The 24,782-nt window shown below is 61.4% G+C and carries 20 protein-coding genes; 9 read left to right on the forward strand and 11 right to left on the reverse strand.

Going from position 1 to position 24,782, the window contains the following annotated elements; genetic code table 11:
• Positions 1-12 precede the first annotated feature (12 nt).
• Positions 13-2,058, reverse strand: a complete 2,046-nt coding sequence (locus PUT78_RS07550) for an OmpA family protein (protein ID WP_274351641.1) — start codon at positions 2,056-2,058, stop codon at positions 13-15.
• A 470-nt stretch (positions 2,059-2,528) separates the two neighbouring features.
• Positions 2,529-4,217 (reverse strand): sigma-54-dependent Fis family transcriptional regulator, encoded by a 1,689-nt coding sequence (locus PUT78_RS07555; RefSeq protein WP_274351642.1) that lies wholly within the window; start codon positions 4,215-4,217, stop codon positions 2,529-2,531.
• Positions 4,218-4,473: 256 nt separating this feature from the next.
• Here PUT78_RS07555 and PUT78_RS07560 point away from each other — a divergent pair, with 256 nt between their 5' ends.
• The 8 genes from PUT78_RS07560 (at position 4,474) to PUT78_RS07595 (ending at position 12,521) form a co-directional block, all read left to right on the forward strand.
• Positions 4,474-5,946 carry an aldehyde dehydrogenase family protein gene (locus PUT78_RS07560; protein WP_274351643.1) on the forward strand — a complete coding sequence of 491 codons (1,473 nt, stop codon included), beginning with the start codon at positions 4,474-4,476 and terminating at the stop codon, positions 5,944-5,946.
• A gap of 83 nt (positions 5,947-6,029) precedes the next feature.
• Positions 6,030-6,794, forward strand: coding sequence for a coniferyl-alcohol dehydrogenase (locus PUT78_RS07565; RefSeq protein WP_274351644.1), 765 nt, complete (start codon positions 6,030-6,032; stop codon positions 6,792-6,794).
• A gap of 12 nt (positions 6,795-6,806) precedes the next feature.
• Positions 6,807-7,718, forward strand: coding sequence for an alpha/beta hydrolase (locus PUT78_RS07570; RefSeq protein WP_274351645.1), 912 nt, complete (start codon positions 6,807-6,809; stop codon positions 7,716-7,718).
• Positions 7,719-7,777: 59 nt separating this feature from the next.
• Positions 7,778-9,073: an ABC transporter substrate-binding protein gene (locus PUT78_RS07575; RefSeq protein ID WP_274351646.1), complete on the forward strand. Its 1,296-nt coding sequence runs from the start codon at positions 7,778-7,780 to the stop codon at positions 9,071-9,073.
• Between the two features lie 65 nt (positions 9,074-9,138).
• Positions 9,139-9,879, forward strand: a complete 741-nt coding sequence (locus tag PUT78_RS07580; RefSeq protein ID WP_274351647.1) for an ABC transporter ATP-binding protein — start codon at positions 9,139-9,141, stop codon at positions 9,877-9,879.
• Complete coding sequence (locus PUT78_RS07585) at positions 9,876-10,598, forward strand: ABC transporter ATP-binding protein (RefSeq protein WP_274351648.1); 723 nt, start codon at positions 9,876-9,878, stop codon at positions 10,596-10,598. Before PUT78_RS07580 ends, PUT78_RS07585 begins: the two co-directional genes overlap by 4 nt.
• The gene (locus tag PUT78_RS07590; RefSeq protein WP_274351649.1) at positions 10,591-11,517 is read left to right on the forward strand and encodes a branched-chain amino acid ABC transporter permease; all 927 of its coding nucleotides are present in this window, start codon (positions 10,591-10,593) and stop codon (positions 11,515-11,517) included. The genes PUT78_RS07585 and PUT78_RS07590 overlap by 8 nt, the downstream gene beginning before the upstream one ends.
• Positions 11,514-12,521, forward strand: a complete 1,008-nt coding sequence (locus tag PUT78_RS07595) for a branched-chain amino acid ABC transporter permease (protein ID WP_274351650.1) — start codon at positions 11,514-11,516, stop codon at positions 12,519-12,521. The genes PUT78_RS07590 and PUT78_RS07595 overlap by 4 nt, the downstream gene beginning before the upstream one ends.
• 58 nt (positions 12,522-12,579) lie before the next feature.
• Here the strand turns inward: PUT78_RS07595 and atzF are convergent, their stop codons facing one another.
• Genes atzF through PUT78_RS07620 form a run of 5 tightly spaced genes read right to left on the reverse strand, consistent with a single transcriptional unit; the run spans position 12,580 to position 19,519 of the window.
• Positions 12,580-14,346, reverse strand: coding sequence for an allophanate hydrolase (gene atzF, locus PUT78_RS07600; protein WP_274351651.1), 1,767 nt, complete (start codon positions 14,344-14,346; stop codon positions 12,580-12,582).
• A gap of 14 nt (positions 14,347-14,360) precedes the next feature.
• Positions 14,361-16,010: a dipeptide ABC transporter ATP-binding protein gene (locus PUT78_RS07605; protein WP_274351652.1), complete on the reverse strand. Its 1,650-nt coding sequence runs from the start codon at positions 16,008-16,010 to the stop codon at positions 14,361-14,363.
• A gap of 5 nt (positions 16,011-16,015) precedes the next feature.
• Positions 16,016-16,888, reverse strand: a complete 873-nt coding sequence (locus PUT78_RS07610; protein WP_274351653.1) for an ABC transporter permease — start codon at positions 16,886-16,888, stop codon at positions 16,016-16,018.
• Entirely contained in the window at positions 16,885-17,910 is a 1,026-nt protein-coding gene (locus tag PUT78_RS07615; RefSeq protein WP_274351654.1) for an ABC transporter permease, read from the reverse strand. The genes PUT78_RS07610 and PUT78_RS07615 overlap by 4 nt, the downstream gene beginning before the upstream one ends.
• A gap of 1 nt (position 17,911) precedes the next feature.
• Positions 17,912-19,519 (reverse strand): ABC transporter substrate-binding protein, encoded by a 1,608-nt coding sequence (locus tag PUT78_RS07620; RefSeq protein ID WP_274351655.1) that lies wholly within the window; start codon positions 19,517-19,519, stop codon positions 17,912-17,914.
• A gap of 116 nt (positions 19,520-19,635) precedes the next feature.
• Between PUT78_RS07620 and PUT78_RS07625 the strand changes: the two genes are divergently transcribed.
• Positions 19,636-20,574, forward strand: a complete 939-nt coding sequence (locus PUT78_RS07625; protein ID WP_274351656.1) for a LysR family transcriptional regulator — start codon at positions 19,636-19,638, stop codon at positions 20,572-20,574.
• Positions 20,575-20,582: 8 nt separating this feature from the next.
• Here the strand turns inward: PUT78_RS07625 and PUT78_RS07630 are convergent, their stop codons facing one another.
• From PUT78_RS07630 to PUT78_RS07645, 4 genes are read right to left on the reverse strand one after another with little or no spacing between them, the layout of a single operon-like run.
• Positions 20,583-21,863 carry a Gfo/Idh/MocA family protein gene (locus PUT78_RS07630; RefSeq protein WP_274351657.1) on the reverse strand — a complete coding sequence of 427 codons (1,281 nt, stop codon included), beginning with the start codon at positions 21,861-21,863 and terminating at the stop codon, positions 20,583-20,585.
• Between the two features lie 4 nt (positions 21,864-21,867).
• Complete coding sequence (locus PUT78_RS07635) at positions 21,868-22,950, reverse strand: ABC transporter ATP-binding protein (RefSeq protein ID WP_274351658.1); 1,083 nt, start codon at positions 22,948-22,950, stop codon at positions 21,868-21,870.
• Between the two features lie 11 nt (positions 22,951-22,961).
• Positions 22,962-23,873, reverse strand: coding sequence for a carbohydrate ABC transporter permease (locus PUT78_RS07640; protein ID WP_274351659.1), 912 nt, complete (start codon positions 23,871-23,873; stop codon positions 22,962-22,964).
• Positions 23,854-24,747 (reverse strand): carbohydrate ABC transporter permease, encoded by an 894-nt coding sequence (locus PUT78_RS07645; RefSeq protein WP_274351660.1) that lies wholly within the window; start codon positions 24,745-24,747, stop codon positions 23,854-23,856. Before PUT78_RS07645 ends, PUT78_RS07640 begins: the two co-directional genes overlap by 20 nt.
• Positions 24,748-24,782 lie beyond the last annotated feature (35 nt).

Below are 24,782 nucleotides of genomic sequence, written 5' to 3' on the forward strand. Positions count from 1 at the left end.
GCTGTATTCGCGTTACTGCCGCAGCAGCGGTGTGATCCGGCGGATGGCAACACGGCGGTTGCGTTCTTCCGCCTGCAGGGTCTGAATGCGCAGATAGCGTTTGCCATAGCCCTGAACGACCAGATTTTCCGGCGGAATGTCGAAAAACTCTGTCAGGGCCAGCGCCACGGATTCCGCGCGCCGGTCCGACAGCGCCAGGTTATATGCCGCAGGGCCGGTTGCGTCGGTGTGCCCTTCGATCAGGAAAATCTCGCGCGGGTTATCCGCGACCAGACGTTCCATCAGCCGCCCGACCTGCAACAGTTTTGATGCTTCATGCGGGCGTACATTCGCGCGGTTTGTTTCAAACGTAATCGGGTCAGGGCTAAGCAATGGCAGGGTTTCGCGCAATTCGCGCCATTCACGGATCTGGCGCAGGGAATAGCTGCGATCCAGCGCGCGCGCTTCTGCTTCTGCTTCGTGCAGCATGGCAAATGCCAGTTCCGGGTCGGTGCGCTGGGTGATGCGCAATTCGCGGGTGCGTGGCGGCGGCAGCACCGTCACATCAACAGCGTCCACCGGGCGCGTGTCGTCCACCAATTCGATGATGGTGCCATCCGGCAGTACGCGGTCACGGCGCAGCACACGGCCCGTGGCATCGCGGATGGTCAGAATCTGCGTGCCGTCCAGACGTTCCCAGCGGGTGCGCGTGGACCCGTCGCTGTAGCGTTCAATCCGTCGGGTGGAACCGTCTTCCAGAAGAATGGCATCATCATCGCGCCACAGCTGCAAATCGCCACCGCCCTGATCAACGACAACACGTTCATCCGACCGCGCCACGACACGGTTCTGGTTGATGACCATCCCCACGGCCAGCGCCCCAAGGGCAACCAGACCCGCGCGTTCCAGATCGCGGCGGTTGCTGCTGCTGCGTTGGGTGTGCGCCAGTGCGTCTGCGTCAAAATCCAGTGCCAGGCGCGATTCAAAGTCATCGCGGCTGCTGCGTGTCTGTTCGGCTGTGATCTGTTCTTCGCTGACTTCGGGGTCTTCTGCATCCGTATCCGCGTCAGCGTCATCTTCGCGGGCGGCCAATGCGGCGGCGGATGTGGTCTGTTCGGTGGGGTCACTGTCGGCAGGGGTTTCCTGCGTCCCCAGCATCGCCCCAAGCAGGCCAACTGCCGATGACACGCCCGGATCTTCCAGCATGCGATCAATGGCCGCCTGTTGGGTGGCATCCAGTTCCGCCGGGGTTTCGGCAGGGGCCGCAACTTCTTCTTCCGGTGCGTCCTCGATCACCAGTTCGGGGGCATCCTGGGCCATTTCGTCTGCTTCGGCCAGAAGCTCCGCGCGTTCCGCTTCCAGTTCCTCTTGTGTCATCTCAACTTCGGCTTCGGTGGTTTCCGGCTCCAGCGCGGCTTCATCTTCCGGCGCTTCCACCTCGGCCTCTGCTTCCAGCTCTGCTTCGGATTCTACCTCCGCTTCGGCTTCTAGCTCTGCCTCTGCTTCCAGCGCTTGCTGCATGGCTGCGGCAGTGTCGGCGGCCTCGTCTTCTTCGGTTGGTGCCGGTTCGTCTTCCACCGGGTCGTCGGTCAACAACTCATCAAGCAAATCTGATGGCGCAGGGATGCTGTCATCCTCGGTCGGCAATGGGTCCGGCTCGGTCAGTTCTTCTGGCATTTCCTCAACGGGCACTTCCTCAATGGGTGCCTCTTCCGGCAGTTCAGGATCGTCCAGCGCCTCAAGGGCTTCGGGGGATGGAAATCCCGCTATCGCTGCGTCTGTCTCGCGCAGAATATGCTGCACGTCTTCCAGTGTGTCGGGATCATCCATAATCGTTTCCGGGTCGTCAAACAGGACTTCACATTGCCCATCAAGCGGATCCTCGGCGCATTCGCTTATGACTTCGGCCAGGGGCGCGCAATCCGTGCTTAGCGGGTCCAGAATACAGATTTGCGCCGCCGGTGTGAAAAGCGCCAGATCGTCATCCGAAATCGCATCGGACTGTGCCGAAACCATGACAGGGGGGGATGCCAGACACATGGTCAGGGCGGTTGTGGCGTATAATTTTGCGTTGCGCATCTGAACTCTCTTTCAACAGGTAAGGGAACCGACCGGAAGTGTCGAACCGGTTCAGTGGTGTGTAGCGCCGTGATGCCGTGACAGCACCCCTGGCAGGCTTCCAGTCCGGGCAGAGCCATTGACGCGGCCTGCATGTCGCTGCTGTGCCCTACGTCTCGGGTCGCTGAATATGACTGAAACAACAATGCAATTCAGCGTGAATGCAGTAAGGACCGCAAGTAATGTGATCTGATCCATGGTCCGAACTCCCTGACGCAACAGCATACCGGATAGAACGCGCGAATGCGCGGCGGGTTCCCTGAAACCTTTGATGATGTATCACGCCACATGTTAAACCATTGTCAGATCAGGTGGGAACAGGTTGTTTTCAGTCGCAAGCGGCCCTTGGTTTATGCGCAATGCTTGCGCCATAGGTGGGGCGTGAATGCAATGAACGCGCGGGATATTCCGCGCGCAACCAGATGCAGCGTTCAGGTGCCGGGTTTATCCGGTATCAGGTTCAGTTTGCGCAGCCGGTATTCCAGCTTTGCGCGCGTCAGACCAAGCGCACGCGCCGCGGCAGAAACATTCCCTTCGGCCGCCTGAAGCGCGTTGGCATAGGTTTCTGCCTCGATCTCGGCGAAGGTCAGCCCGTCAGTGGCGGGTTCTGCCGATGCAGCACGCCGCACGATCCGCCCGGACATATGCAACCCTTCGACGAATTCGGGCATTTCCTCAACCCCGGTAAACAGATGCGAGATTTCCAGATCACCGCCCGGTTCGGCATAAATAACCCCGCGTTCGATCATATTCGACAATTCGCGCACATTGCCGGGGAAATCATAGCGCAGCAGCAGACCCAGCGCCGCGCCGGAAATCTGGCGCAGGGGTTTGCGGTGCTTGCGGCTGTGCAGGCGCAGGAAATGGTCGATCATCATCGGCACATCGTCGCGCCGTTCGCGCAGCGGCGGAATGACGATCGGTAGCAGCGACAACCGGAAATACAGGTCTGACCGGAACGCCCCTGATTTCATCGCTTCGCGCGGGGCTGCGGAACTGGCGGACATGATGCGCAGTGGCTGAGGCGGGTTATCTGCGGTCAGCTGCGTCGCCAGCAACGATTGTTGCGCCGGCGGCAATGCAAAGATATCGTTCAGAAACAGTGTTCCCCCCTTGGCACGTGCCAGCGCCCCGTCAGGACCGAGCAGGGGCAGGGCGGTCTGCCCGTCATCCCAGCCGCCGCAATTGACAGTGATGAACGGCCCCTTCGGGGTGCGCCCGATATCATGCAGGCGGTGTGCGAAATATTCCTTGCCGGTGCCGGGTTCACCCAGAAACAGCACCGGTTCATCATAACCCGCGACCCGTTCCAGCAAGCGTTTGGCGCGTTCGATCCCGGCCGTACGCCCGATAATCTGATGTGGAATTTCCGGTGCTGATGTCGGCGCCTTCAGGTCGATGGGTGGCGTCCATGGTGCGGCCTGCGCCGGGGGCGGGGCGGGGGCACGGCTGAAATTCTGAAGCTCGGGCACATCCGCCCCCCAGGCGGACGCATTGCGCCCGATCACCACGCAGCGTTCCGCCCCCATGCCGGCGCATTCAACTTCGCGGAAGATGACGGGCTGGCCCAGAAGCGCCGACGTGAACCCCGCCGGCGCGCCGACCTGCATCCAGCACGTCGGACATTCAGAAACACCAAAATGGGTCAGGTGTTCCTGCGCTTCGGTGCTGTCATGCCAATGAAATTCGCCATGGTAATAGCCACGCTTGATGTCAAATTCGAAGCGCTTGGTGGTAACCTTGACGAAGCCTTCCATCGTGTGAATCCGCGGTCCCGCAGCCAGTGCGGCAGTCAGATCCTGCTGGTTGAAGCGTTTCTGCACCAGATCGGCATATTGTTTGCCCTGCACCCAGCCCGCGCGGTAAAACAGGCTGCGCGCGGCATCAATGCCAAGCGCGTTGATGGCTTCCTTGCGCAAGTTTCCCAGAACGCGGGTCTGCATCATGATCATGCGTTCATCGTTCAGCCAGATGCGACCATCGCCAAGGGCGAATTGCAGCGCGCCTGCCAGATCGGCCAGCGTGGGCGGCGCACCTTCTTCCAGCAGACGACTGTCGCCGCGTGCAGTGATTCTGGGGGCGTGGCGTGATGCCTCCGTCAGTGAGATGCGTTTGGTCATTTTCTTCATTTAGTGAAATGGAAACAAGAATTCATTAAAACATAAAACGACGCTGCGGCGCAATATTTATTAAAAATATATAAATATCAATCTGTTAAACAAAATATCAGACAGGGGAAATTCTCTGTTGATAAAATACAAGTCCTGCGCAGACCTTTCCTCAGTGTCCGGGGGGGGCGTCAGTACATCTGCAATACTGTTGCGGGGCGCGCGAAAATCCTCCGAGCCGGAGCAGGACCTTAGGGAGGTTATTACCATGGACGGAACCACGCATAGTTTTATTGCCGCCGACAGCTGGAGCGGCATGATCTTTTCCGGTGGCTGGCGGCTTGCGAATGGCGGGGTGGCGGATGTCACCGCACCGGGCGACGGCAGCACGGTTGCCACCGTGGGCAACGGGTCGGCGCAGGATGTCACGAAGGCTGCCGCTAAGGCGCGCGAAGCACAACCGGCGTGGGAAGCAACGCCTGCCCATGAACGCGCCCGTATCCTGAATGCTGCCGCTGATCAGTTGCAGGCCAATGGTGATGAACTGATCCCCTGGATTATCCGCGAGACGGGATCGATTCACCCCAAGGCCGCGATCGAGGTTGAACATTCCGCAGGATTTTTGCGTGCGGCCGCAGCAGCGGCACTGGAACCCGCAGGCCGGATCATCCCCAGCCAGGACGGCCGCCACGAAGAACTGTTGCGCGTGGCCCATGGTGTGGTTGGCGTGATTTCGCCATTCAACTTTCCACTTATCCTGTCGGTGCGGGCGATTGCCGCCGCGCTGGCCACCGGCAACGCAGTGGTGCATAAACCCGACCCCCGCACCCCGATTTCCGGCGGCATCATCATTGCGCGCATTTTTGAAGAAGCGGGCCTTCCTGCGAACCTGCTGCATATCATTCCCGGCGGGGGCGATGTGGGCGCGGCGCTGTGTGAGAACCCGGATATTGCCATGGTCAGCTTCACCGGATCGCCGGAAGTGGGGTCAAAGGTCGGCGAGGCCTGCGGGCGCAACCTGAAGAAGGTGCAACTGGAGCTGGGCGGCAAGAACGCGCTGATCATTCTGGATGATGCCGATTTCACCGCCGCTGCGGCAAACGCGGCCTGGGGCACCTGGCTGCATCAGGGCCAGATCTGCATGGCGACTGGGCTTATCCTTGCGCCTGCCGCGATGGCCGACAAGCTGGCTGAAGAACTTGCCGCCAAGGCCGCACGCCTGCCGGTCGGCAACCCGGCATCGGACCAATGTGCGCTGGGTCCGCTGATTTCCGATCATGAATCCGTGCGCATCAAGGGCATTGTTGACGATGCGGTGGCCAAGGGGGCAAACCTGCTGGCTGGCGGCACACCGCAGGGCCGCATGTTTCCCGCCACAGTTCTGTCCGGCGTAAAACCAGGCATGCGCGCATTTGAGGAAGAAATCTTCGGCCCGGTTGCCGTGATTGTGGCCTATGACAGCGACGATCACGCGGTAGAACTGGCGAATATGTCCGATTATGGGCTTGCCGCAGGGATCATCGCCAAGGATCTTGGTCGCGCGCGCGCCATTGGCAACCGGCTGCGTGTGGGTCATCTGCACATTAATGACCAGACCGTGATGGCCAGCCCCTTCGCACCCTTCGGCGGGCGTGGTCGCTCTGGCAACGGCTCGCGCATTTCCGGCCCGGCAATCTGGGAAGAATTCACCCAATGGGTCTGGGTTACCACCCGCCCTGACGCGGTGGTCTATCCTTTCTAAGCGCATCCAACACGCCCCGCATAACAAGATGGCCGTCCGGACCTGTCCGGTACGGGCGGCCCCCTGCATCCGAAAGAAAGACCATGACCTTGAACGGAAAAACGATTGTCATCACCGGCGCCTCTTCGGGAATTGGCGCGGAAACGGCGCGGCTCGCGCGCTTTCAGGGCGCGCATGTCATTGGCATGGACCGCAATGATCCGATGATTACCCTTGATGAATTTGTGAAGGTTGACATGGGCGATCCCGCCGCCATTGACACCGCTGTGGCCGCATTGCCGGACCGGATTGACGCGCTGGTAAATGCTGCGGGCGTTTCGGGCGTGGCGGAGAAAGACCTTGTTGCACGGGTCAACTATCTGGGTTTGCGTCATCTGACCGAAGCGCTGGTGCCGCGCATGACGGGTGGCGCGGTGGTCAATGTCACCTCGATCCTGGGGTATGAATGGCCGCAGCGGCTGGACGCCCACAAGGCGCTGGCCGAAACCGCAGGCTTCAAGGCCGGGCATGACTGGCTGGCCGCGAACCCTGTCGCACAGGAAACCTGCTATCAGTATTTCAAGGAAGCGCTGGTGGTCTGGACCAAGAAGCGCGGCTACAGCCTGTTCATGGACCATGACATCCGCATGAATGCGGTCGCGCCCGGCCCGGTATTCACGCCGATCCTGGGGGAATTCGTCCAGATGCTGGGCGAAGAGCGCGTGGCCGCCGATGCCGCGAATATCAAGCGTCCCGCAATTGCGGATGAAGTTGCGCCGCCGATCCTGTTCCTGTGCTCGGACGCCGCGCGCTGGGTAAGCGGGATCAACCTGCCTGTCGACGGCGGAATCGACGCGTTTTACACCTGAAGGAGATAGCCGATGTCTGCCGAACAACTGCACGCGATTCTGGCTATGGGGGCCGAGAACCCACCCCCCGCCAATGGCGGTCCGCAGGACATGCGCGACTGGTTCGAGGCGATGATGGCCCCAACCCCGACCGCAGACGGCATCGCCGTCGTGCCGGTGACGATCAACGGGCTGGACTGCGAGATCCTGCACCCCGCGAATCTGGCGCCGGACCGGCTGGTGGTCTATGTCCACGGCGGCGGCTGGCTGTTCGGCTCGCCGCGCTCGCATCGGGTGATCGCCTCTAACCTCGCCCGCGCCAGCGGCTGTGCCGTGCTGTCGGTGCAGTACCGCCTGGCCCCCGAGAACCCTGCACCCGCCGCGCATGACGATGTTTTCGCGGCTTACGAGTGGGCGCTGGCGCAGGGTTACCCGGACCGGACACTGGCGTTGGTGGGCGACTCGGCCGGTGGCAACATGGCGTTGGCCACGGCGATCCGCGCGCGTGACGCGGGGCTGCCCCTGCCCGCCGCGCTGGTCTTGATGTCGCCGGCGCTGGACCTGACCGGTCAGGGTGCCTCGCACAGCGAGATGGCCGATGCGCCGCTGGTTGATCGTGGCCTGATGGGCCTGTTCACCGCGCTTTATCTGGGCGATGGCGATCCCGCCTCGCCCGCCGTCACCCCGTTCGATGCCGACATGACCGGCCTGCCGCCGACCCTGATCCATGTCGGCAGCTGGGAGTTGCTGCGCTCGGACAGTCAGACACTGGCGGCGCGGATGCAGGCGGCCGGGGTCGCGGCCGAACTGCGCCTGTGGGACGGTATGTGCCACAATCACCAGCTGTTCGCGCCCTTTCTGGACGAGGGGATGGAGTCCCTCGATCAGGCGGGCGTATTTCTACGCGCGCATCTGCTGCAGGACGCGCGCCTGGGCGCGCAATGACAGGCCCCGGGTGCCCGCCCATGTGGGCGCCCGGCAAAGTAACCCAAGGGAGGATAATCATGACATCTCACACCCCACCGCTGACCCGCCGTAGATTCACCGGCCTGATGGGCGGCGCGGCGCTGGCCGCACCGCTGATTGGCACCCGCGCATTCGGGCAGGGGTCGAATGTTTACAAGATCGGCTATATCGGCCCGCGATCTGGCCCGCTGGGCATTTTCGGGGCGGCTGACACTTATCTGATAGACACGATCCGCGCCAATCTGGCAGGCGGGGTTGATGTGAACGGCACGCAGATGCAGGTCGAGATTATCACCGCCGACACCCAGTCGGACCCGGTGCGCGCCAGCCAGATTACCCGCGACATGATCAATTCGGAAAACCCTGACCTGATCCTGACGCACTCGGCCCCTGAAACAGTGAACCCGGTGTCAGATGCCTGCGAAGCGGGGGCAACGCCGTGCCTGTCCACTGTCGCCCCGTGGGAGGCCTATTATTTCGGTCGCGGGGGCCGCCCCGGCGAGCAGACGTTCAAATGGACCTTCCACTATTCCTTCGGGTCGGGCAATTTCCTGAACCTGTATAACGGGCAATGGTCGCTGCTGGACACCAACCGCAAGGTGGGCACGCTGATCCCGTCCGATGCGGATGGGAACGCCATCCGCGCAGGGCTACTGCCCGCGTTGGAACAATCCGGGTGGGAGGTGATTGATCCCGGCCCCTATGAAAACATGTCTCAGGATTTCACCACCCATATCAATGCCTTCCGGGATGCGGGTGTGGATATTGTGGTCTGCTTTCCGTTCCCGCCGGATTTCCCGGTATTCTGGCGGCAGGCCGCGCAGCGCGGTCTGGCACAGCGGCTGAAGATTATGCAGATGGCCAAGGCAGGACTGTTCGCCGCCGAAATGGAAGCCCTTGGCGATCTGGGGCATGGGTTGTGTACCGGCGTTTACTGGCACCCGGCCTTTCCGTTCAATTCGGTGGCGACAGGATTGTCGAATGCCGAACTTGGCGCGGGCTATGAAGCCGCGACCGGGCGGCAATGGGCGCAGGCGTTGGGGGCTTCGGCATCACTGTTTGATGCGGCGCTGGCGCTGGCCACGCAGGCGGGCGACCCCAAGGACAAAGAGGCAATGGCTGCGGCTCTGCCGATGCTGCGGGCAGAAACTGCCGTGGGTACGGTTGATTTCAACACTGGTCCGGTGGCGAATTGCGCGGTCAGTGGGCTGGCGGGCGGCCAGTGGAACAAGGCCAGCGACGGGCCGTGGCAGTTCCAGCTTGATCTGGTGTCAAATGCCGATTTCCCGCAGATCGAGCTGACCGCCGATTTCCGGCCCCTTGCCTTTGGCTAAGTAAGAACAGCGCAGGGCGCGCTGCGTCCTGCGTCCTCACCGGACCGGAAGGAATAAATCAGAACATGGCCAGCATGACGGCAGAACCGATGCTAGAAGCGCGGGGGATTGGCAAATCCTTCGGGGCGTTAAAAGTGCTGCATGATGTGGATCTGCGCGTCATGCCGGGCGAAGCATTGGGCGTCGTCGGTCCCAATGGCGCGGGCAAGACCACGTTGTTCGGGGCGATGGCGGGGGCTTTCCCCATCAGTTCGGGCACCATCCGGCTGGCGGGTCAGAACCTGTCGGGCAGCAACGCGGCAGAACGGTGTCGCATGGGGTTGGCGCGCACCCATCAGGTGCCGCGCCCGTTTACCGGGTTGACGGTGTTTGAGAACATTCATGTTGCCGCAGTGGCAGGGGCGGGCCTGTCCATCACAGAAGCCACGACCCGCGCCACCGGAATTCTGGAACGCACTGGCCTGACAGCTTATGCCAACCGCCCCGCCGGGGCGCTGGGGTTGCTGGACCGCAAGCGGCTGGAAGTGGCGCGCGCGCTGGCGACGGGGCCACGGGTGGTGCTGCTGGATGAAATCGGCGGCGGGCTGACCGAAGCAGAACTTGATGAACTGATCGCGCTGATCCAGGGGCTGCAGGCCGAAGGGCTGACGATTATCTGGATTGAACATATCCTGCACGCGCTGCTGCGTGTCGTTACCCGGCTGGCCTGTATGGCCGAGGGCCGGATTCTGGCCGAAGGTGACCCGCGCGACGTGATTGCCCATGCGGATGTGCAGCGCGCCTATCTTGGGAGCAGCCCGGAATGAGCGCGCTTAAAATATCAGATATGGTGGGGCGGCATGGCCTGTTGCAGGCGGTCAAGGGGCTGTCGCTGGACATTCCCGAAGGGGAAACCCTGGCCGTGATCGGTGCCAATGGCGCAGGAAAAACCACCATGATGCGCATGATCGCTGGCCTGCATCCGGTGGCCGAGGGCGAAATCGCGCTGGCGGGCACCCCCATCACGCAGATGCCCGCGCATGCCCGCCTAAAGGCAGGTATTGCCATGTCGCCCGAAGGTCGCCGCCTGTTCGAGGATATGAGCGTGCGCGAAAACCTGATGATCGCGGCGGAAAACGGGCGGCGCGGCGACTGGACACTGGCCAGTGTCTGCGATGCCTTTGGCCAGATCACGCCCTTGCTGGACCGGGCCGCAGGCGGGCTGTCGGGCGGGCAGCGGCAGGCGGTGGCGATTGGCCGCGCGCTGGTGGCCAACCCGTCGGTGTTGCTGCTGGACGAGGTGTCGCTGGGCCTGTCCCCGGCGGCAGTTGAGGGGCTGTATCAGTCGCTGGAGGGCCTGAAAGGACATCTGACTATGATTGTCGTTGAACAGGATCTGACCCGCGCCATGGCATTTGCAGACCGCATCATCTGTCTGGCCGAAGGGATTATCGAACTGGACGGAAAGCCGCAGGATCTGACCCGCCAGCAAATTACCGACGCCTATTTCGGCATTCACAAGACACCGGAGGGCGGACATGCTTGAATCACTGATCCAGGGCATTTTGCTGGGGGGCTATTACGCGGTTCTGGCCGCTGGCCTGTCGCTGATGTTTGGCGTGGTGCGGTTTATCAATCTGGCCCATGGGGATATGGCTGTGCTGGGGGCAATGGGCGCATTATGGCTGGTGCAGACCATGGGTTTTGGGGTTCCGGCGGCGATTGCGCTGACCTTGCCTGCCATGGCCGCGCTTGGCTGGCTGATGCAGCGGCTGATATTCGAGCGCGCGCTGGCAGGCGGTTTCCTGATTCCTATCCTGACAACAATCGGGCTGGCGGCGGCGCTGCAAAACGGCATGTTCGCGGTGTTCGGGTCGGACACGAAATCGCTGGGCGCGCATATCGGGGCGCTGTCATGGTCAAGCTGGCAGTTGCCGGGCAATATCTTCATCGGCAAGCTGCCGGTCTATATGTTTGTAACCGCCATTGTGGTTCTGGGTGTTCTGCATCTTCTGCTGACGCGCACACCGTTTGGCCGTGCGGTGCGCGCTACCTCCACAGATGCTGAGGCCGCAGCTCTGTGCGGGGTGGATGCGCGGCGCGTGCATCGCTGGGCGGCGGCGATTGCCGTGGCGCTGGCCGGTCTGGCAGGCATTTTTCTGGCATTACGCGCGCAGGTGACGCCCTTTTCCGGACCGATGATGCTGATCTTCGCCTTCGAGGCTGTGGTGATCGGGGGGATCGGGTCATTGCGCGGCACGCTGATCGGCGGCATTGCGCTTGGCGTGGCACAGACTTTTGGCGGAATGATCTCGCCGCAATTTTCCATTCTGGCCGGGCATTGCCTGTTTCTGGGCGTGCTGGCCTTCCGGCTGATGCGCGTTGCTGCCAATGACCGGGGCGGTTGGCGCAGTGCCATTGTGGCCGTGTTCCTGCACCGGGACAGATTGCGGAGAAAAGCATGAAAACCACCCATATCCTGCCAATGCCCCTGTCCGACCGCTGGCTGATAGGGCTGGCCTGTCTGGTATTTGTGGCATTGGCCCTGTTGCCGCTGGTTGCATCTGCGCTGGTCGTGGACAAGCTGACGCTGTTGTTCATTCTGATAATGTTTGCCGTTATGTGGAATCTGCTTGCAGGCTATGCCGGGCTGGTATCCGTCGGGCAACAGGCCTTTGTGGGGCTTGGCGGCTACGCCATGATCCGGCTGGTGGAGGCGGGCCTGCCGCCCTTTCCCGCCATCTTCATGGGCGCGGCGCTGACCGGGCTGGCTGCGTGGGTTCTGTCATGGTTCGTGCTGCGCATGAAGGTAGGCGAATTTGCTATCGCCACATGGGTCATTGCCGAAGCCATCCGTGCTGTCGTTTCGTTTGATCCGTTGATTCAGGGTGAAACCGGCACCTCGCTGGTGGCGTTGAACGCCTATGCGCCCGAAATTCGCCGCCTTACGGTCTATCTGCTGGCGCTGGCCAGCATGGGCGTGATGATCTGGGGCACATGGCGGCTGCTGCACGGGCGCATCGGCGCGCAAAGTCAGGCGATCCGCGACGACGAAGGTGCTGCGGCGTCAGTGGGCATTTCAACCTTTCAGGTCAAGCAACGCATATACATCATCGCGTCAGTGGGCTGTGCGCTGGCGGGCGCGTTGTGGCTGGCATCGGCCATCACCTTTCAGCCGCGCACGGCCTTTGGCGTGCAATGGTCGGTTTTCATGCTGTTCATGGTGCTGGTCGGGGGGCTTGGCACCTTCATCGGCCCGATACTGGGCGCGCTGCTGTTTTTCGCATTGCAGGAAATATTCGGTGATTTCGGTGCGTGGTATCTGGCGGGGATCGGTATCGTTGCGATTGTCTTCGCGCTTTATCTGCCGCGCGGGCTGGTAGGCCTGTGGCTGGATCGTGGTTGTGACGAGCCGTTGTCAATGCGTAAACGGCTGGGTCTGGCGCCGGGGCAAACACCGCGCGCATGATCAGACCGACCTGATCCACGCGCGGCGGGGAATTGCCGGACATGCGCCAGCGGTCTCCTTATTGTGCCGCAACCCCCTGCGAGAGATAGGCGCGCCATCCCCCAAGGGCGGTGATATCGCGCGCGCCGTCAGTGCCCGCAGCCTCACACAGGAAACCCGTCACCTGAGATCCGTCACACAGCACGATACTGCCCAGACCCAGTGGCGCGGGGATTTGGCACATCAGATGCCCCAGCGCGCGTTTCGGCAATGCCCATATTTCCAGCGCGATGCGGGCCCCGCCTTTGGCTTCGCGCACCAGCCCCGGACGGTCCGGTGGCCCGCCTGCAAGCGCGTGGAAACTGTAGCATGGCGCGGTTTCTGTCGTCCTGACAAACCTGCCCCCCAGCGACGCAAGCTGATGGTTCAGCGGCAGGCCGGACATATGCGCACCGCAGACCGCCAGCGCAATCTCGTCCCCTGACGCGGCGTCGGGTGCGGCCACGGCCTGCCCTGACAGGGCCAGCGCTTCGGCGGCCAATCGCGCATCATGCCCCGCGGGGGCGATCAGCGTCAGGCTGCCAGGCCTGCCATCCGCGCGGGGGGACATGGGCACAGTCAGCGCGCACAGGTCCAGCAGGTTTACGAAATTAGTGTAGGTGCCCAGATTGGTATTCGGCGTGATCGGGTCAACATCCAGATCGGCCAGCGTATAGAACGTGGGGATACTGGGCACCGCCAGCAGATCAACCGAGGCGATCAGCGGTGCGCAAATGCGGCGCAGCTCCGCCAGCCGGTAGATGCCGCGAAACGCATCAGTGGCACTCAGGCCCTCGGCTTTGCCGATGATGGCGCGGGTGACGGGGTGAACGGCATCCGGCTTCTGCGCCAGTAAGGTTTCGATGACCGTATGCCGTTCGGCCACCCATGCCCCGTCATACAGCATATTGGCAACGTCATAGAAGGGCGTGAAATCCAGCTCTACGATCTGTGCGCCGCGATTGCGCAGTGCGCCCAGGTTCGCATCAAATGCCGCTGCTTGCAGCGCATCGCCGAAGAATTCGCGCGTGGCGGGGTCGGGAATGCCGACTTTCACATGCGGGGGTGCGGGGCGCAGCGGGGTTGCGGGAATGTCGCGGGCATAGGCATCGGCAGGGTCATACCCGGCCATGGCCTGTAATACGGCATGCGCATCGGTCACGCTGCGCGCAAAGACCGAGATTGTATCCAGCGTGCGGCAGGCGGGCACGACACCGGTTGCCGACACCATGCCGAGAGTCGGTTTCAGCCCGACAATGCCATTGAGCGCCGCAGGCACTCGGCCCGACCCCGCCGTGTCGGTGCCAAGGGAGAAGGGCACAATTCCATGCCCGACCGCCACCGCCGACCCGGATGACGACCCCCCCGGCACGATTTCCGCATCCAGCGCGTTGCGCGGCACGGGCCATGGTGTGCGGATGCCCACAAGCCCGGTTGCGAACTGGTCAAGATTGGTCTTGCCTATGGGAATGGCACCTGCCGCGCGCAGCCGTGCGATCGCGAATGCGTCCTTGGCGGGCGTATAGGCCCAGTCGGGGCAGGCCGCGGTTGTGGGCATGTCCGCCACATCGATATTGTCCTTCACTACGAAGGGAACGCCCCAAAGCGGGCGCTCTGGGTCATAGGCCCCGAGCGCCTGAATATGCATGTCCAGTTCCGCCAGACTGGCCAGATGCAGGAAAATGCCCGGATCATTCACTGCCTTGATACGGGCAAAGATTTCCTGAAGGACATCAGCAACCGGAACGCCTGCCGCATAGGCAGTGTGCAGGTCACATATGGTCAGGGGGGAGGGCAGTGACGACATGTCTTTTCCTTTATTCATTCTGCGGCATTGGTCAGCGCTGCAGCGGGTGGCGCCGGCGGTTTTGGCGCTGAGTTCAGCAATTCGCGGGTATAGGGGTGGGTGGGCGCGTCCATGACCGCAGCCGTCGGACCTTGTTCCACAATCTGGCCATCCTGCATGACAATCACATGGTCACATAGCAGCCGGACCACGTTCAGATCATGGCTAACAAACAGATAGGTCATGCCAAGGCGCGCGCGCAGATCGGCCAGCAGGTTCAGCACCACGGCCTGAATGGACACATCCAGCGCCGCTGTGGGTTCGTCCAGGATCAGGAATTTCGGGTCAAGTGCGATGGCGCGGGCGATACCCACCCGCGCTTTCTGCCCACCCGACAACTGATGCGGATAGCGCGACAGCAGGTGTTCGGGCAGGCCGGTCAGGTGCGCCAGTTCCCTGACCCGCGCGCGCAGGGCCGCCCCGCGCAATGCGCCAAGGCGGCGCAGGGGTTCGGCAATGCTGTCAAAGGCATTGTGGCGGGGGTTCAGGCTGTCGGTTGCGTCCTGAAACACCATCTGAATCTGGCCGCGCCGCGCATCACGCAGGAAACGTTCCGCCGGGATGCCGCCGATTTCATGCCCGTCAAAGACAACCGCGCCCGATGTCGGGTCCAGCAGGCGCACCAGCATCGATGACGTGGTGGATTTCCCGCAGCCGGATTCACCCACCAACCCCACGGATTGCCCTTCGCGGATTGTGAAGTTGATGCCCTTAACGGCATGAACCGGGCCGGATTTGCCGGGATAGATCTTGACCAGATCGACAACTTCCAGCAGCGCGCGCCCCCCCACATCATGCGGCAGATCGGGGGTGCGGATTTCAGGCGGCAGCAGGTCGCGGATGTTGACGCCGGGGCGGGGCGTGGCATCGACCAGTTTGCGGGTATAGGGATGGCGAGGGTTCGCGAACAGATCACCAGACGCGCCGGTTTCCACGATCTGACCGTCCTTCATCACGGCCAGCCGGTCGCAATATTCCGCCGCCAATCCCAGATCATGGGTGATGACGATGGCGGACATGCCACGTTCGCGGATCAGATCACCCATCAGGTCCATCACGGCTTTTTGGGTGGTGATATCAAGGCCGGTGGTGGGTTCATCTGCGATCATCAGCTTGGGGCCGCAGGCCAGTGCCAGTGCGATGACAACACGCTGGCACATACCGCCCGACAGTTCGAACGGATAGGCATGGTAGCGCCCTGCCGCATCGCGGATTTTTACGGCCTCCAGCGCTTCAATGGCCTTTTCATGCGCATTGGCGCGGGTGGCGCGTCCATGCTGGCGCAGCACGTCTTCGATCTGGTGGCCCACCTTGCGGATGGGGTTCAACGCCGCGCGCGGGTTCTGAAAGATCATCGAAATCTCCCGCCCGCGCACCTGGCGCATGGCGGATTCGGATGCGGCGCGCAGGTCGCGCCCGTTCCAGGACACATCGCCCTGACTGATGCGGCCACCTGCGTCCAGAATGCGCATCAGCGCATAGGATGTCACCGATTTGCCCGACCCGCTTTCGCCGACAATCCCCAGTGTTTCGCCCGGTGCCAGATCGAACGAGATGCCGCGCACTGCGTCTACCTGCCCCTTGCGGGTTCTGAAGGCGACGGAAAGATCCTTGACTGACAACATGGGAATCAAGTCCTTCTGCGGGGGTCAACAAGGTCGCGCAGACCGTCGCCCATCAGGTTGAAGGTAAAGACCGCCAGCATCAGCCACATCCCCGGAAACAGCGCGACCCACCAATGGCCGGAAATGATGTAATTCGCCCCTTCGGCCACCATGATGCCCCATTCCGGCGTCGGCGGGCGCACGCCAAGGCCCACAAAGGACAGGCCCGCCGCGTTCAGAATGGCCCAGCCCATGTTCAGTGACACCTGCACCATCATCGGGGGCAGTGCATTCGGGAAGATGTGAAACGCCAGCGTGCGCAGATGACTGTTGCCCGACAGGCGCGCGGCAAGGGCAAAGCCTGCTTCGCGGCGTATATTCACCTCTGCGCGGACAACACGGGCATAGAAGGGAATGTTGATGATCGCGGTCGCGTAGATGATATTCTCAATGGTGTTGCCAAGGGCGGCCACAATTCCCATGGCCAGCACGAACAGCGGGAATGCCATGATGGTATCCAGAATGCGGTTCAGCACCGCATCCAGCCAGCCGCCCCAATAGCCCGCAATCGCGCCAAGCACGGACCCGAACACGAACGAAATTGCCACCGCCAGGACCGAAATCGTCAGGTCCAGCCGTGTCGCGACCACCACGCGGCTGAACACATCGCGGCCCAGTTGGTCGGTGCCGAACCAATGCGCGGCAGACGGGGGTTGCAGGGCCTGTGCGGCATTGGTGGCCAGCGGGTCATAGGGCACCAGCCATTGCCCGACCAAAGCCTGACCGACAAAAAATGCAAACAGCCCGAAGGACAGCGCCGTAACCGGATTTTCGCGCAGAATATGGCCCAGATGGGTCAGCATGCCGTTACTGGTCTGGGTGGGGGCAAGATCGCTCATTTTGAAGAAAACCCGATGCGTGGATCGATCAGCGCATAGCTGAGGTCGATGATAAGGTTGATCAGCACGAACAGAAGCGCCATCGCCAGCACGAAGCCCTGCACAGCGGCATAGTCAGACTGCACCAGTGCCTCGACCGCGTAAGACCCGATGCCGGGCCAGGCGAACACCTTTTCCACCAGCACATTCGCGCCCAGCACAAAGGAAAACACCATACCCAGCGTGGTCACAACCGGCAGCAGTGCGTTGCGGAACGCATAACCGAACAGCACTTTGCGCGGGGTCAGGCCAGCGGCGCACGCGGTGCGGATGTAGTCCGATGACAGCGCGGTCAGCATGGCGGCGCGGGTCATGCGTGCGATCGGGGCCAATGTGAACAGCGCCAGCGTGATCGCGGGCAGCGCAAGCTGTTTGGCCGCCCCTGTGAACGTGCGCAGATCACCATCCAGCAGGGAATCGATCAGGAAAAACCCGGTCACGCGCGGCGGGTCGAAATAGACGAAATCCAGCCGTCCCAGCGGCGAAGGTGCCCAACCCAGCAGGTAATAGAAGATATAGATCAGCAGAATGCCGGTGAAGAAAGTGGGCAGCGACACGCCCGCTGTCACCAGCACGCGACACAGGTGGTCCACCCATGACCCCTGCCGCACGGCAGCCAGCACGCCCAGCGGAATGGCAATCAGGCAAGACAGCAGCAGGGACGTCAATGTCAGTTCCAGCGATGCGGGTAGTCGCGTAGCCAGATCGGTCAGCACTGGCCGCCCGGTGGCCACTGACTGGCCCAGATCCCCTTGCAACAACGCCTGACAATAGATCAGGAATTGCTGCGGCAGTGACTTGTCCAGCCCCAGCGCCGCGCGCACCTGTTCAATGCTTTCCGGCGTGGCCATCTGGCCCGCAAACTGCACTGCCGGATCGCCCGGCAATGCGCGTGTCAGCAGGAAGCTGATGATGACAACCCCGATGACAACCGGAATGGTCTGGACCAGCCGCCACAGGATCGGAAGCCACCGGGTTGCCATGTTATGCCCCTGCGCCGGTCAGTGGGCGTACATCAAGCTGGCGGTGGAACCAGAATTCATACCCGTCTGCGCCGTTCATCGCCACATTCAGCGCGGGCTGATACAGCGGAATGCGCGGCAGATCCTCTATCACGATCTCGAACATCTGTTTGATCAGCGGCGCATATTCCGGGTCATCCATGGCCATGTGCAATGTCTGTTCGGTCAGGTCATGCACAGCCGGGTTGTCATAGGCAGACGAATTGAACAGCCGGTCTTTCTGGTAGGCCCAGAAAAAGTAATAGCAAGGCGTGTTCAGCCAGCCCCCGAAGTTTTCCAGATGCATGTCCAGCGTCTTGTCCACCAGCGCGACAGTGCGCCAGTTTGCACCCGGAATACGGTCAACAGTCACGTTGATGCCGATCTGCGCCATTGCTTCCTGTATCAGCAGCGCGGCCGGTTCCATCCAACTGACCAGATCAAGGCTGATTGACAATGTTACATCAAACCCGTCTACAAAGCCCGATTTTGCCATATGTTCGCGTGCAAGATCCAGATTTGTGTCATAGGGAAAGGCGCGCGGCCATGCTGTGTCGGTTATTTCCGTGTCGCCACCCCAGAGTTTGGCACCGCGCCCATAGGCGGCAGCTTCGAAAATCGCCTCATAGGGGGTGGCATAGGCCACGGCCTTGCGCACATCAGAATCCTGAAAGGGCGCGAATTTACTGTTCAGGCACAGCGCATGGATGCAGTTTTCAACCGGTGTGGAATGGACGGTCAGCTTGTCGGCCAGTTCCGCCGCATCGCGGTCAGGAATGTCGAAACTGATCTGCACATCGCCGCGTTCCACCAGTGCGCGGCGTGTTGCTGCCGAAGGCACCTCTCGCAGGATCACGCGCCTGATGGCGGGCAGGTCGCCGCCGACCCATGCGTCATTGCGTTCATAGACCAGTTGTTGGCCCTGATCCCAGCGCGCAATCTTGTAGGCACCGGACCCGGCAGGCGTGGTGTGCAGATATTCCATGGCCCATGGGTCGGCCTCGGTGGCGTGCGCCCTGGCCACTTCCGAATTGATGATGAAGGGCACAGGTACCGCAAGGTTCGGCAGCGACAGTTTGGACGGATAGTCCAGCTTCACGACGAAGGTTTCGGCGTCCAGTGCTTCGAACTGGTCGGGGCGGAAAAAACCGCCTGCCGCCATCTGCGTGGTGGGGAACCCCCCGGCAGACACGGCACGGTCAAAGGACCATTTTACATCTTCCGCTGTTACCTTGCGCCCGTCCCAGAAGGTGGCATTCGGTTTCAGCTTGAAGGTAATGGTCAGCCCATCGTCAGAAATGGTCCAGCTTTCGGCCAGTTCGGGTACTATTTCGTCGTAGTCATAGGACATTTCACCCGAAGGCAGCTGTTTTGCGCCAAACCCCACCAGCCGGTCATAGCAGTTGACAGCCACCTGATAGCTGGCGCGGTTGGTGCCGACACGGTGCAGATCAAGGCTGTTGATGGTCTGGCCAAAAACCGTGACCAGCGTGTCACTGCCTTGCGCGCTGGCAGGCAGCACCCGCAGGAAGGGCAACAGGCCCGCACCAGTGGCGGAAGCAAGGAAAGCACGGCGATTGAGAAGGGACATGGCAGGGCTCCTGATGATTCTGGGCGCGTATGGATGCATTGCGGACACGATACCTGCTTGCAGCATATTCCGGAAATGCTATGATTTCACAATACTGATGCAAAAAATGAACAACTATGGACAGGCCCGACATGCGCCACATGGAAACCTTTCGCCTGATAGAGGCTGTGGCGCGCGCGGGGTCCATCCGCAAAGCGGCAGAGGATGCGGGGCTGACGGCATCGGCACTGAACCGGCGCATTTCGAAATTTGAGGATGAATTCGGCGATCAGATTTTTGAACGTCTGGCGCGGGGTGTGCGGCTGAACCCGGCGGGCGAGCTGATCCTGCAGCATTACCGCAGCCAGCGTTCGGACATGGCGCGGGTACAAAGTCAGGTGGCGGATCTGTCGGGTGTACGGCGCGGCCATGTCAGGATTGCCTGTTCGCAGGCGCTGCTGCCCTATTTCCTGCCGGAACAGATTTCGCGCTACCGCCGCGACCATCCGGGCGTGACTTTCAGCGTGATCGTGCGCGATCGCTCGCGGGCCGAAGCGGAACTTGCCGCGTTCAACTGTGATCTTGCGCTGGTATTCGAACCGGTGGTGATGGTCGATTTCGAAGTGATTGCCATGTCACCCCAGCCCGTCTGTGCAGTCATGGCCGCTGATCACCCGCTGGCGGCCAAGCCGGAACTGCGGTTGCGCGACTGTCTGGACCACATTCATGTCGCCCCGTCTGCGGAATATGGCGTGCGCCACCTTCTGGACAATGCGGCGCGCGCCATGCGCCGGAAACTGTCGCCGGTGCTGGAAACCGAATCCTTTGAACTGATCCGTCATTATGTCATCAAGGAACATGCCGTGGGCTTTCAGATTCCCATCGGGCTGAATGCCGCGCGCCAGTCCGGTATGGTCATCCGCGAAATTTCACCGCGCGATATATCGCAGGGTGTGCTACTGCTGGGCCAGCTTCGCGGGCGTTCGCTGCCTGTCGCGAGTTCCAGATTTGCAATGCAACTGACGCAGGTTCTGGAAGCCCAGCCGCCGGAAGATGCCGGTTCCGGCACCGCATGAACGCCGCATCACCCCATCGCAAACCAGTCCGGCTGCAATATGTCGGAAATTGCCACAGTTTGCCCTGTGGATATTGATTGCACCAGCGCAAGACCGGTAGCCACTGACAGGCACCCCGCGCGGGTGTCGGGCGCGGCCATATGCGGCAGGTCCGGCATGCTGTCGGGGGCCAGAAGATAGCCCAGCATGACCGGGTCCGCGCCGCCATGATCCCCTTGCGTTTCAGGGATCGGAATGTTGCGGGGTGCATGGCCGGACCTGTGCAGGACAGTGGACATGTGTTCGTGTTCATGCGCGGAACGGGTGCCGCCGAAAATGCCATGCAATTCTGTGTGCTGGTGATGCAACTCGCCTTCGGTGCCGATGAAGGTGACCTGAAGCCCTTCCTGCGGGGCATAGGCGGACAGGGTATAATTGGCCACTGCCCCGCTGGCATAGCGGATATGGGCCTGAAGCGTGTCCTCGATGGTGATTTCCGGGTCGAAGATGCACAGATCGCGATGATACCCGTCCGCCCCTTCGGCGGCGCGATACATCGCGTCCAGCCGCGCATCTGCGCCAAGGTCCAGCGCGAAGGGGCAGTCCAGTTTCACGGCGCAACCGGTGCAGCGCTTGCCATGCTGCGCCAGCCCATAGCGTTCCGCGGTTTGCGGGGTATAGAAGGCGCGCTGTCCACTACCCGCCACGCTTTGGGGCGCACTGTCCAGCCACCAGTTCAGCAGATCGAAGTGATGGGTGCATTTATGCACCTGTAACCCGCCTGAATTTTCCATTTGCCGGTGCCAGCGGCGGAAATAATCCGCGCCGTGTATCCGGTCCAGTTGCCAGCGGAAATTAACCGCCACCACCTGCCCGATCGCGCCATCGGCCAGCAAGTCACGGATCTGGCTGCGCGCGGGGGCATAGCGGTAGTTGAAGGTCACCTTGACCGTGCCGCGGCTGCGGGCCTGCGCAAGCGTGATGGCGCGCAGCGATGCGGCATCGACCGTCAGCGGCTTTTCACAGATCACATCGCACCCTGCATCCAGCGCTGCAATGACATAGGTTGCATGCAGGTGGTCAGGCGTCGCCACGATGACCACATCGGGCGTGGTTTCACCCAGCATGCGCGCGAAATCCTGCGCGGGATAGGCACCGACCCCACCACCGGCATTGCGCCGGGACATGTTCAGGCGCACCGGGTTGCTGTCGCACAGGGCGACAAGCTGATGACGGTCGGCAAACGGCCCGGTCAGCGCCCTGACAAACATTTCATGGCGCGATCCGCACCCGACTATGGCGTATCGCATCTGATCAGGCCGCCTGTTCCAGCGCCGCGTCCACGCGCTGGCCGTCGCAGTCAAAGACATGCATATCAGCAAAATTCAGCCCGACCGTGACATCTTCGCCCGGCTTATGGCTGTCGAGCCCGGCCCCGTGAAACAGAAGCGTTTCCCCTGAAGGCAGGTCCACATAAACCAGCGATTCACTGCCAAGATATTCCACCAGACGCACCTTGCCCTGTGCGGACACGTCACCCGCGCCCAGCTTCACGGCTTCGGGGCGCACGCAGATGGTGGCGGTGCTGCCCTTGTCGGGCAGGGCGATGGTCCTGAAGGCGCCAAAATCAGCGCTGTGGATGCGCCCTGCCGCCAGATCCAGATTGACAGGGAGCATGTTGATCTTGGGTGACCCGATGAAACCGGCGACAAACAGATTGGCCGGACGGGTATACAGCTCATGCGGGGTGCCGACCTGTTCGATTTTGCCCCCGCGCAGCACCACAATGCGGCTGGCAAGGGTCATCGCTTCGACCTGATCATGGGTAACATAGATCATCGTGGCCTTCAGCCGGTTGTAAAGCGCGGCCAGTTCAACCCGCATCTGCACACGCAATTCCGCATCCAGATTGGACAGCGGTTCGTCAAACAGGAACAGCTTTGGTTCGCGCACGATGGCGCGGCCAATGGCGACGCGCTGCTTCTGTCCGCCTGACAACTGGCGCGGTTTGCGATCCAGCAGTGGTTCGATCTGCAACGCGCGCGCGGCGTCATCCACACGGCGCTGGACCTCTGCACGGGGCATTTTCAGGTTCTGCAACCCGAAGGCCAGATTCTTGCGCACTGTCATATGCGGGTAAAGCGCATAGGACTGGAACACCATCGACAGATCACGGCGCGCGGCAGGCACGTCATTGACGATCTGCCCGTCAATGGACAGCGTGCCGTCGGAAATTTCCTCCAGCCCCGCGATCATGCGCAGAAGTGTGGATTTACCGCAGCCCGAAGGCCCCACCAGCACCAGAAATTCCCCGTCATGAATGTCAAGGTCCAGCCCTTCGATGACGCTGACTGCGCCATATCGTTTGGCAAGGTTGCGAATGCTAAGTCCAGCCATCAGTTCAATTCCTATTTCATGCCAGAGGTTGCGATGCCGCGGATGATAAGTTTCTGGAACAGCACGAAGAAAATCAGCACCGGAACCAGCGACAGGACCGACATTGCGAACATCTGTCCATAATTCGACTGGCCTTCCTGATCCAGAAACAGGCGCAGTGCCAGCGGCACGGTATAGCTGTCGATGTCGTTCAGATAGATCAGTGGTGCCAGAAAATCCTCCCACACCCAGATCATCGAGAAGATGGCCGCAGTGGCCATGGCGGGCAGCGACAGCGGCAGGATGACCGCCCAGTAAATCTTGAAGGGCGAACAGCCGTCGATCATGGCCGCTTCATCCAGTTCACGCGGGATCTGGCGGAAAAACTGCATCATCAGGAAAATGAAGAACCCGTCCGCCGCCAGAAAGCGCGGCACCACAAGCGGCAGATAGGTGTCCACCCAGCCCATTTTCAGAAACAGCACGTATTGCGGGATCAGCACGACATGATAGGGGATCATCAGTGTCATCATCATCAGCCCGAACAGCAGGGTCTTGCCGTTGAACTGCAACCGCGCAAAGGCATAGGCCGCGAAGGAACATGATATCAGGTTGCCTATGACCGACAGCACCGTGACAATGGTGGAATTCCAGTAGAACTGCGTGAATGAAACCGGCAGCCCGAACCAGCCTTCCGTATAGTTGGACCATTGCGGTTTCGCAGGCCAGAGCGACAGGCCCGAGAAGATTTCCGCTTCCGGTTTCAGGGATGATGCGAACATCCACAGCAGCGGATACAGCATGATCACCGACAGCGCGATCAGGAACACATGTTTCAGCAACCGCGCGTGACGTTCGCGCGTCTTGCGGCGGGCTTTCATCCGGGCTTCGGCGCGGGCAAGTTCTGCTGCGCCTGCGGCCAGATCAGTCGCGTTCGTTTTCATAATGCACCCAGTATTTTGACGTCGCGAAGGCAATTGCCGTGATGACCGCAATAATGACCAGCAGAACCCAGGCCAGCGCCGAGGCATAGCCCATGCGGAAAAAGCGGAATGCTTCGTTGAACAGATAGACCGTGTAGAACAGCAGACTGTCGGCAGGTGCGCCCGTCCCGTTCGAGATGATGAATGCCGAGGAGAAGGTCTTGAACGCCTCGATGATCTGCAGCACCAGGTTGAAAAACACCACCGGCGCCAGCAAGGGCAGGGTAATGCGGAAGAACTGGCGCGGTCTGGATGTGCCGTCTATTTCGGCCGCCTCATACAGATCGCGTGGGATGCTGCGCAGCCCAGCCAGAAATATCAGCATGGGCGAGCCGAACTGCCACATCGCCAGAACCACCATTGTATAGATCGATGTTGATGGCGTGGTGATCCAGCCGATGCCCTGAATGCCGAACAGCGCCAGAAACTGATTGACCACCCCGTCAATGCCGAACATGGCCCGCCACAGAATGGCGATGGCAATGGACGCGCCCAGAATCGACGGCAGATAGAAAATCGCGCGATACATCCCGATACTGCGCAGCCCCTTGTCCAGCAGCATGGCCACGGCCAGCGCCATTGCCAGACGCAGCGGCACCGCCAGTGCGACATAGGTGAACGTGACTTCCAGCGCTTTCCAGAAACGGCGGTCGCGTTCGAACATGTAGCGGTAATTATCCAGCCCGACCCAGCGGGGATCGGACACCATGTCATAGCGTGTGAACCCAAGGTAAAGCGAGGCCAGAATGGGACCAAGCGCCAGCAGGAAAAACCCCACAAGCCACGGGGTCAGAAACAGATAGCCAGCGGCGTTTCGGCGGAAAAATCGGCGCATCTGACAGAGCCTTTCAGAAAGATGGGGCCTTTCAG

Origin of the sequence: Roseinatronobacter alkalisoli, assembly GCF_028745735.1 — a bacterium.
Lineage (GTDB): Bacteria > Pseudomonadota > Alphaproteobacteria > Rhodobacterales > Rhodobacteraceae > Roseinatronobacter > Roseinatronobacter alkalisoli.

Excerpts from the sequence above, each read along its gene's own strand:
- PUT78_RS07550 (WP_274351641.1), bottom strand. The coding sequence starts at position 2,058 with ATGCGCAACGCAAAATTATACGCCACAACCGCCCTGACCATGTGTCTG.
- PUT78_RS07555 (WP_274351642.1), bottom strand. The coding sequence starts at position 4,217 with ATGACCAAACGCATCTCACTGACGGAGGCATCACGCCACGCCCCCAGA.
- PUT78_RS07560 (WP_274351643.1), top strand. The coding sequence starts at position 4,474 with ATGGACGGAACCACGCATAGTTTTATTGCCGCCGACAGCTGGAGCGGC.
- PUT78_RS07565 (WP_274351644.1), top strand. The coding sequence starts at position 6,030 with ATGACCTTGAACGGAAAAACGATTGTCATCACCGGCGCCTCTTCGGGA.
- PUT78_RS07570 (WP_274351645.1), top strand. The coding sequence starts at position 6,807 with ATGTCTGCCGAACAACTGCACGCGATTCTGGCTATGGGGGCCGAGAAC.
- PUT78_RS07575 (WP_274351646.1), top strand. The coding sequence starts at position 7,778 with ATGACATCTCACACCCCACCGCTGACCCGCCGTAGATTCACCGGCCTG.
- PUT78_RS07580 (WP_274351647.1), top strand. The coding sequence starts at position 9,139 with ATGGCCAGCATGACGGCAGAACCGATGCTAGAAGCGCGGGGGATTGGC.
- PUT78_RS07585 (WP_274351648.1), top strand. The coding sequence starts at position 9,876 with ATGAGCGCGCTTAAAATATCAGATATGGTGGGGCGGCATGGCCTGTTG.
- PUT78_RS07590 (WP_274351649.1), top strand. The coding sequence starts at position 10,591 with ATGCTTGAATCACTGATCCAGGGCATTTTGCTGGGGGGCTATTACGCG.
- PUT78_RS07595 (WP_274351650.1), top strand. The coding sequence starts at position 11,514 with ATGAAAACCACCCATATCCTGCCAATGCCCCTGTCCGACCGCTGGCTG.
- atzF (WP_274351651.1), bottom strand. The coding sequence starts at position 14,346 with ATGTCGTCACTGCCCTCCCCCCTGACCATATGTGACCTGCACACTGCC.
- PUT78_RS07605 (WP_274351652.1), bottom strand. The coding sequence starts at position 16,010 with ATGTTGTCAGTCAAGGATCTTTCCGTCGCCTTCAGAACCCGCAAGGGG.
- PUT78_RS07610 (WP_274351653.1), bottom strand. The coding sequence starts at position 16,888 with ATGAGCGATCTTGCCCCCACCCAGACCAGTAACGGCATGCTGACCCAT.
- PUT78_RS07615 (WP_274351654.1), bottom strand. The coding sequence starts at position 17,910 with ATGGCAACCCGGTGGCTTCCGATCCTGTGGCGGCTGGTCCAGACCATT.
- PUT78_RS07620 (WP_274351655.1), bottom strand. The coding sequence starts at position 19,519 with ATGTCCCTTCTCAATCGCCGTGCTTTCCTTGCTTCCGCCACTGGTGCG.
- PUT78_RS07625 (WP_274351656.1), top strand. The coding sequence starts at position 19,636 with ATGGACAGGCCCGACATGCGCCACATGGAAACCTTTCGCCTGATAGAG.
- PUT78_RS07630 (WP_274351657.1), bottom strand. The coding sequence starts at position 21,863 with ATGCGATACGCCATAGTCGGGTGCGGATCGCGCCATGAAATGTTTGTC.
- PUT78_RS07635 (WP_274351658.1), bottom strand. The coding sequence starts at position 22,950 with ATGGCTGGACTTAGCATTCGCAACCTTGCCAAACGATATGGCGCAGTC.
- PUT78_RS07640 (WP_274351659.1), bottom strand. The coding sequence starts at position 23,873 with ATGAAAACGAACGCGACTGATCTGGCCGCAGGCGCAGCAGAACTTGCC.
- PUT78_RS07645 (WP_274351660.1), bottom strand. The coding sequence starts at position 24,747 with ATGCGCCGATTTTTCCGCCGAAACGCCGCTGGCTATCTGTTTCTGACC.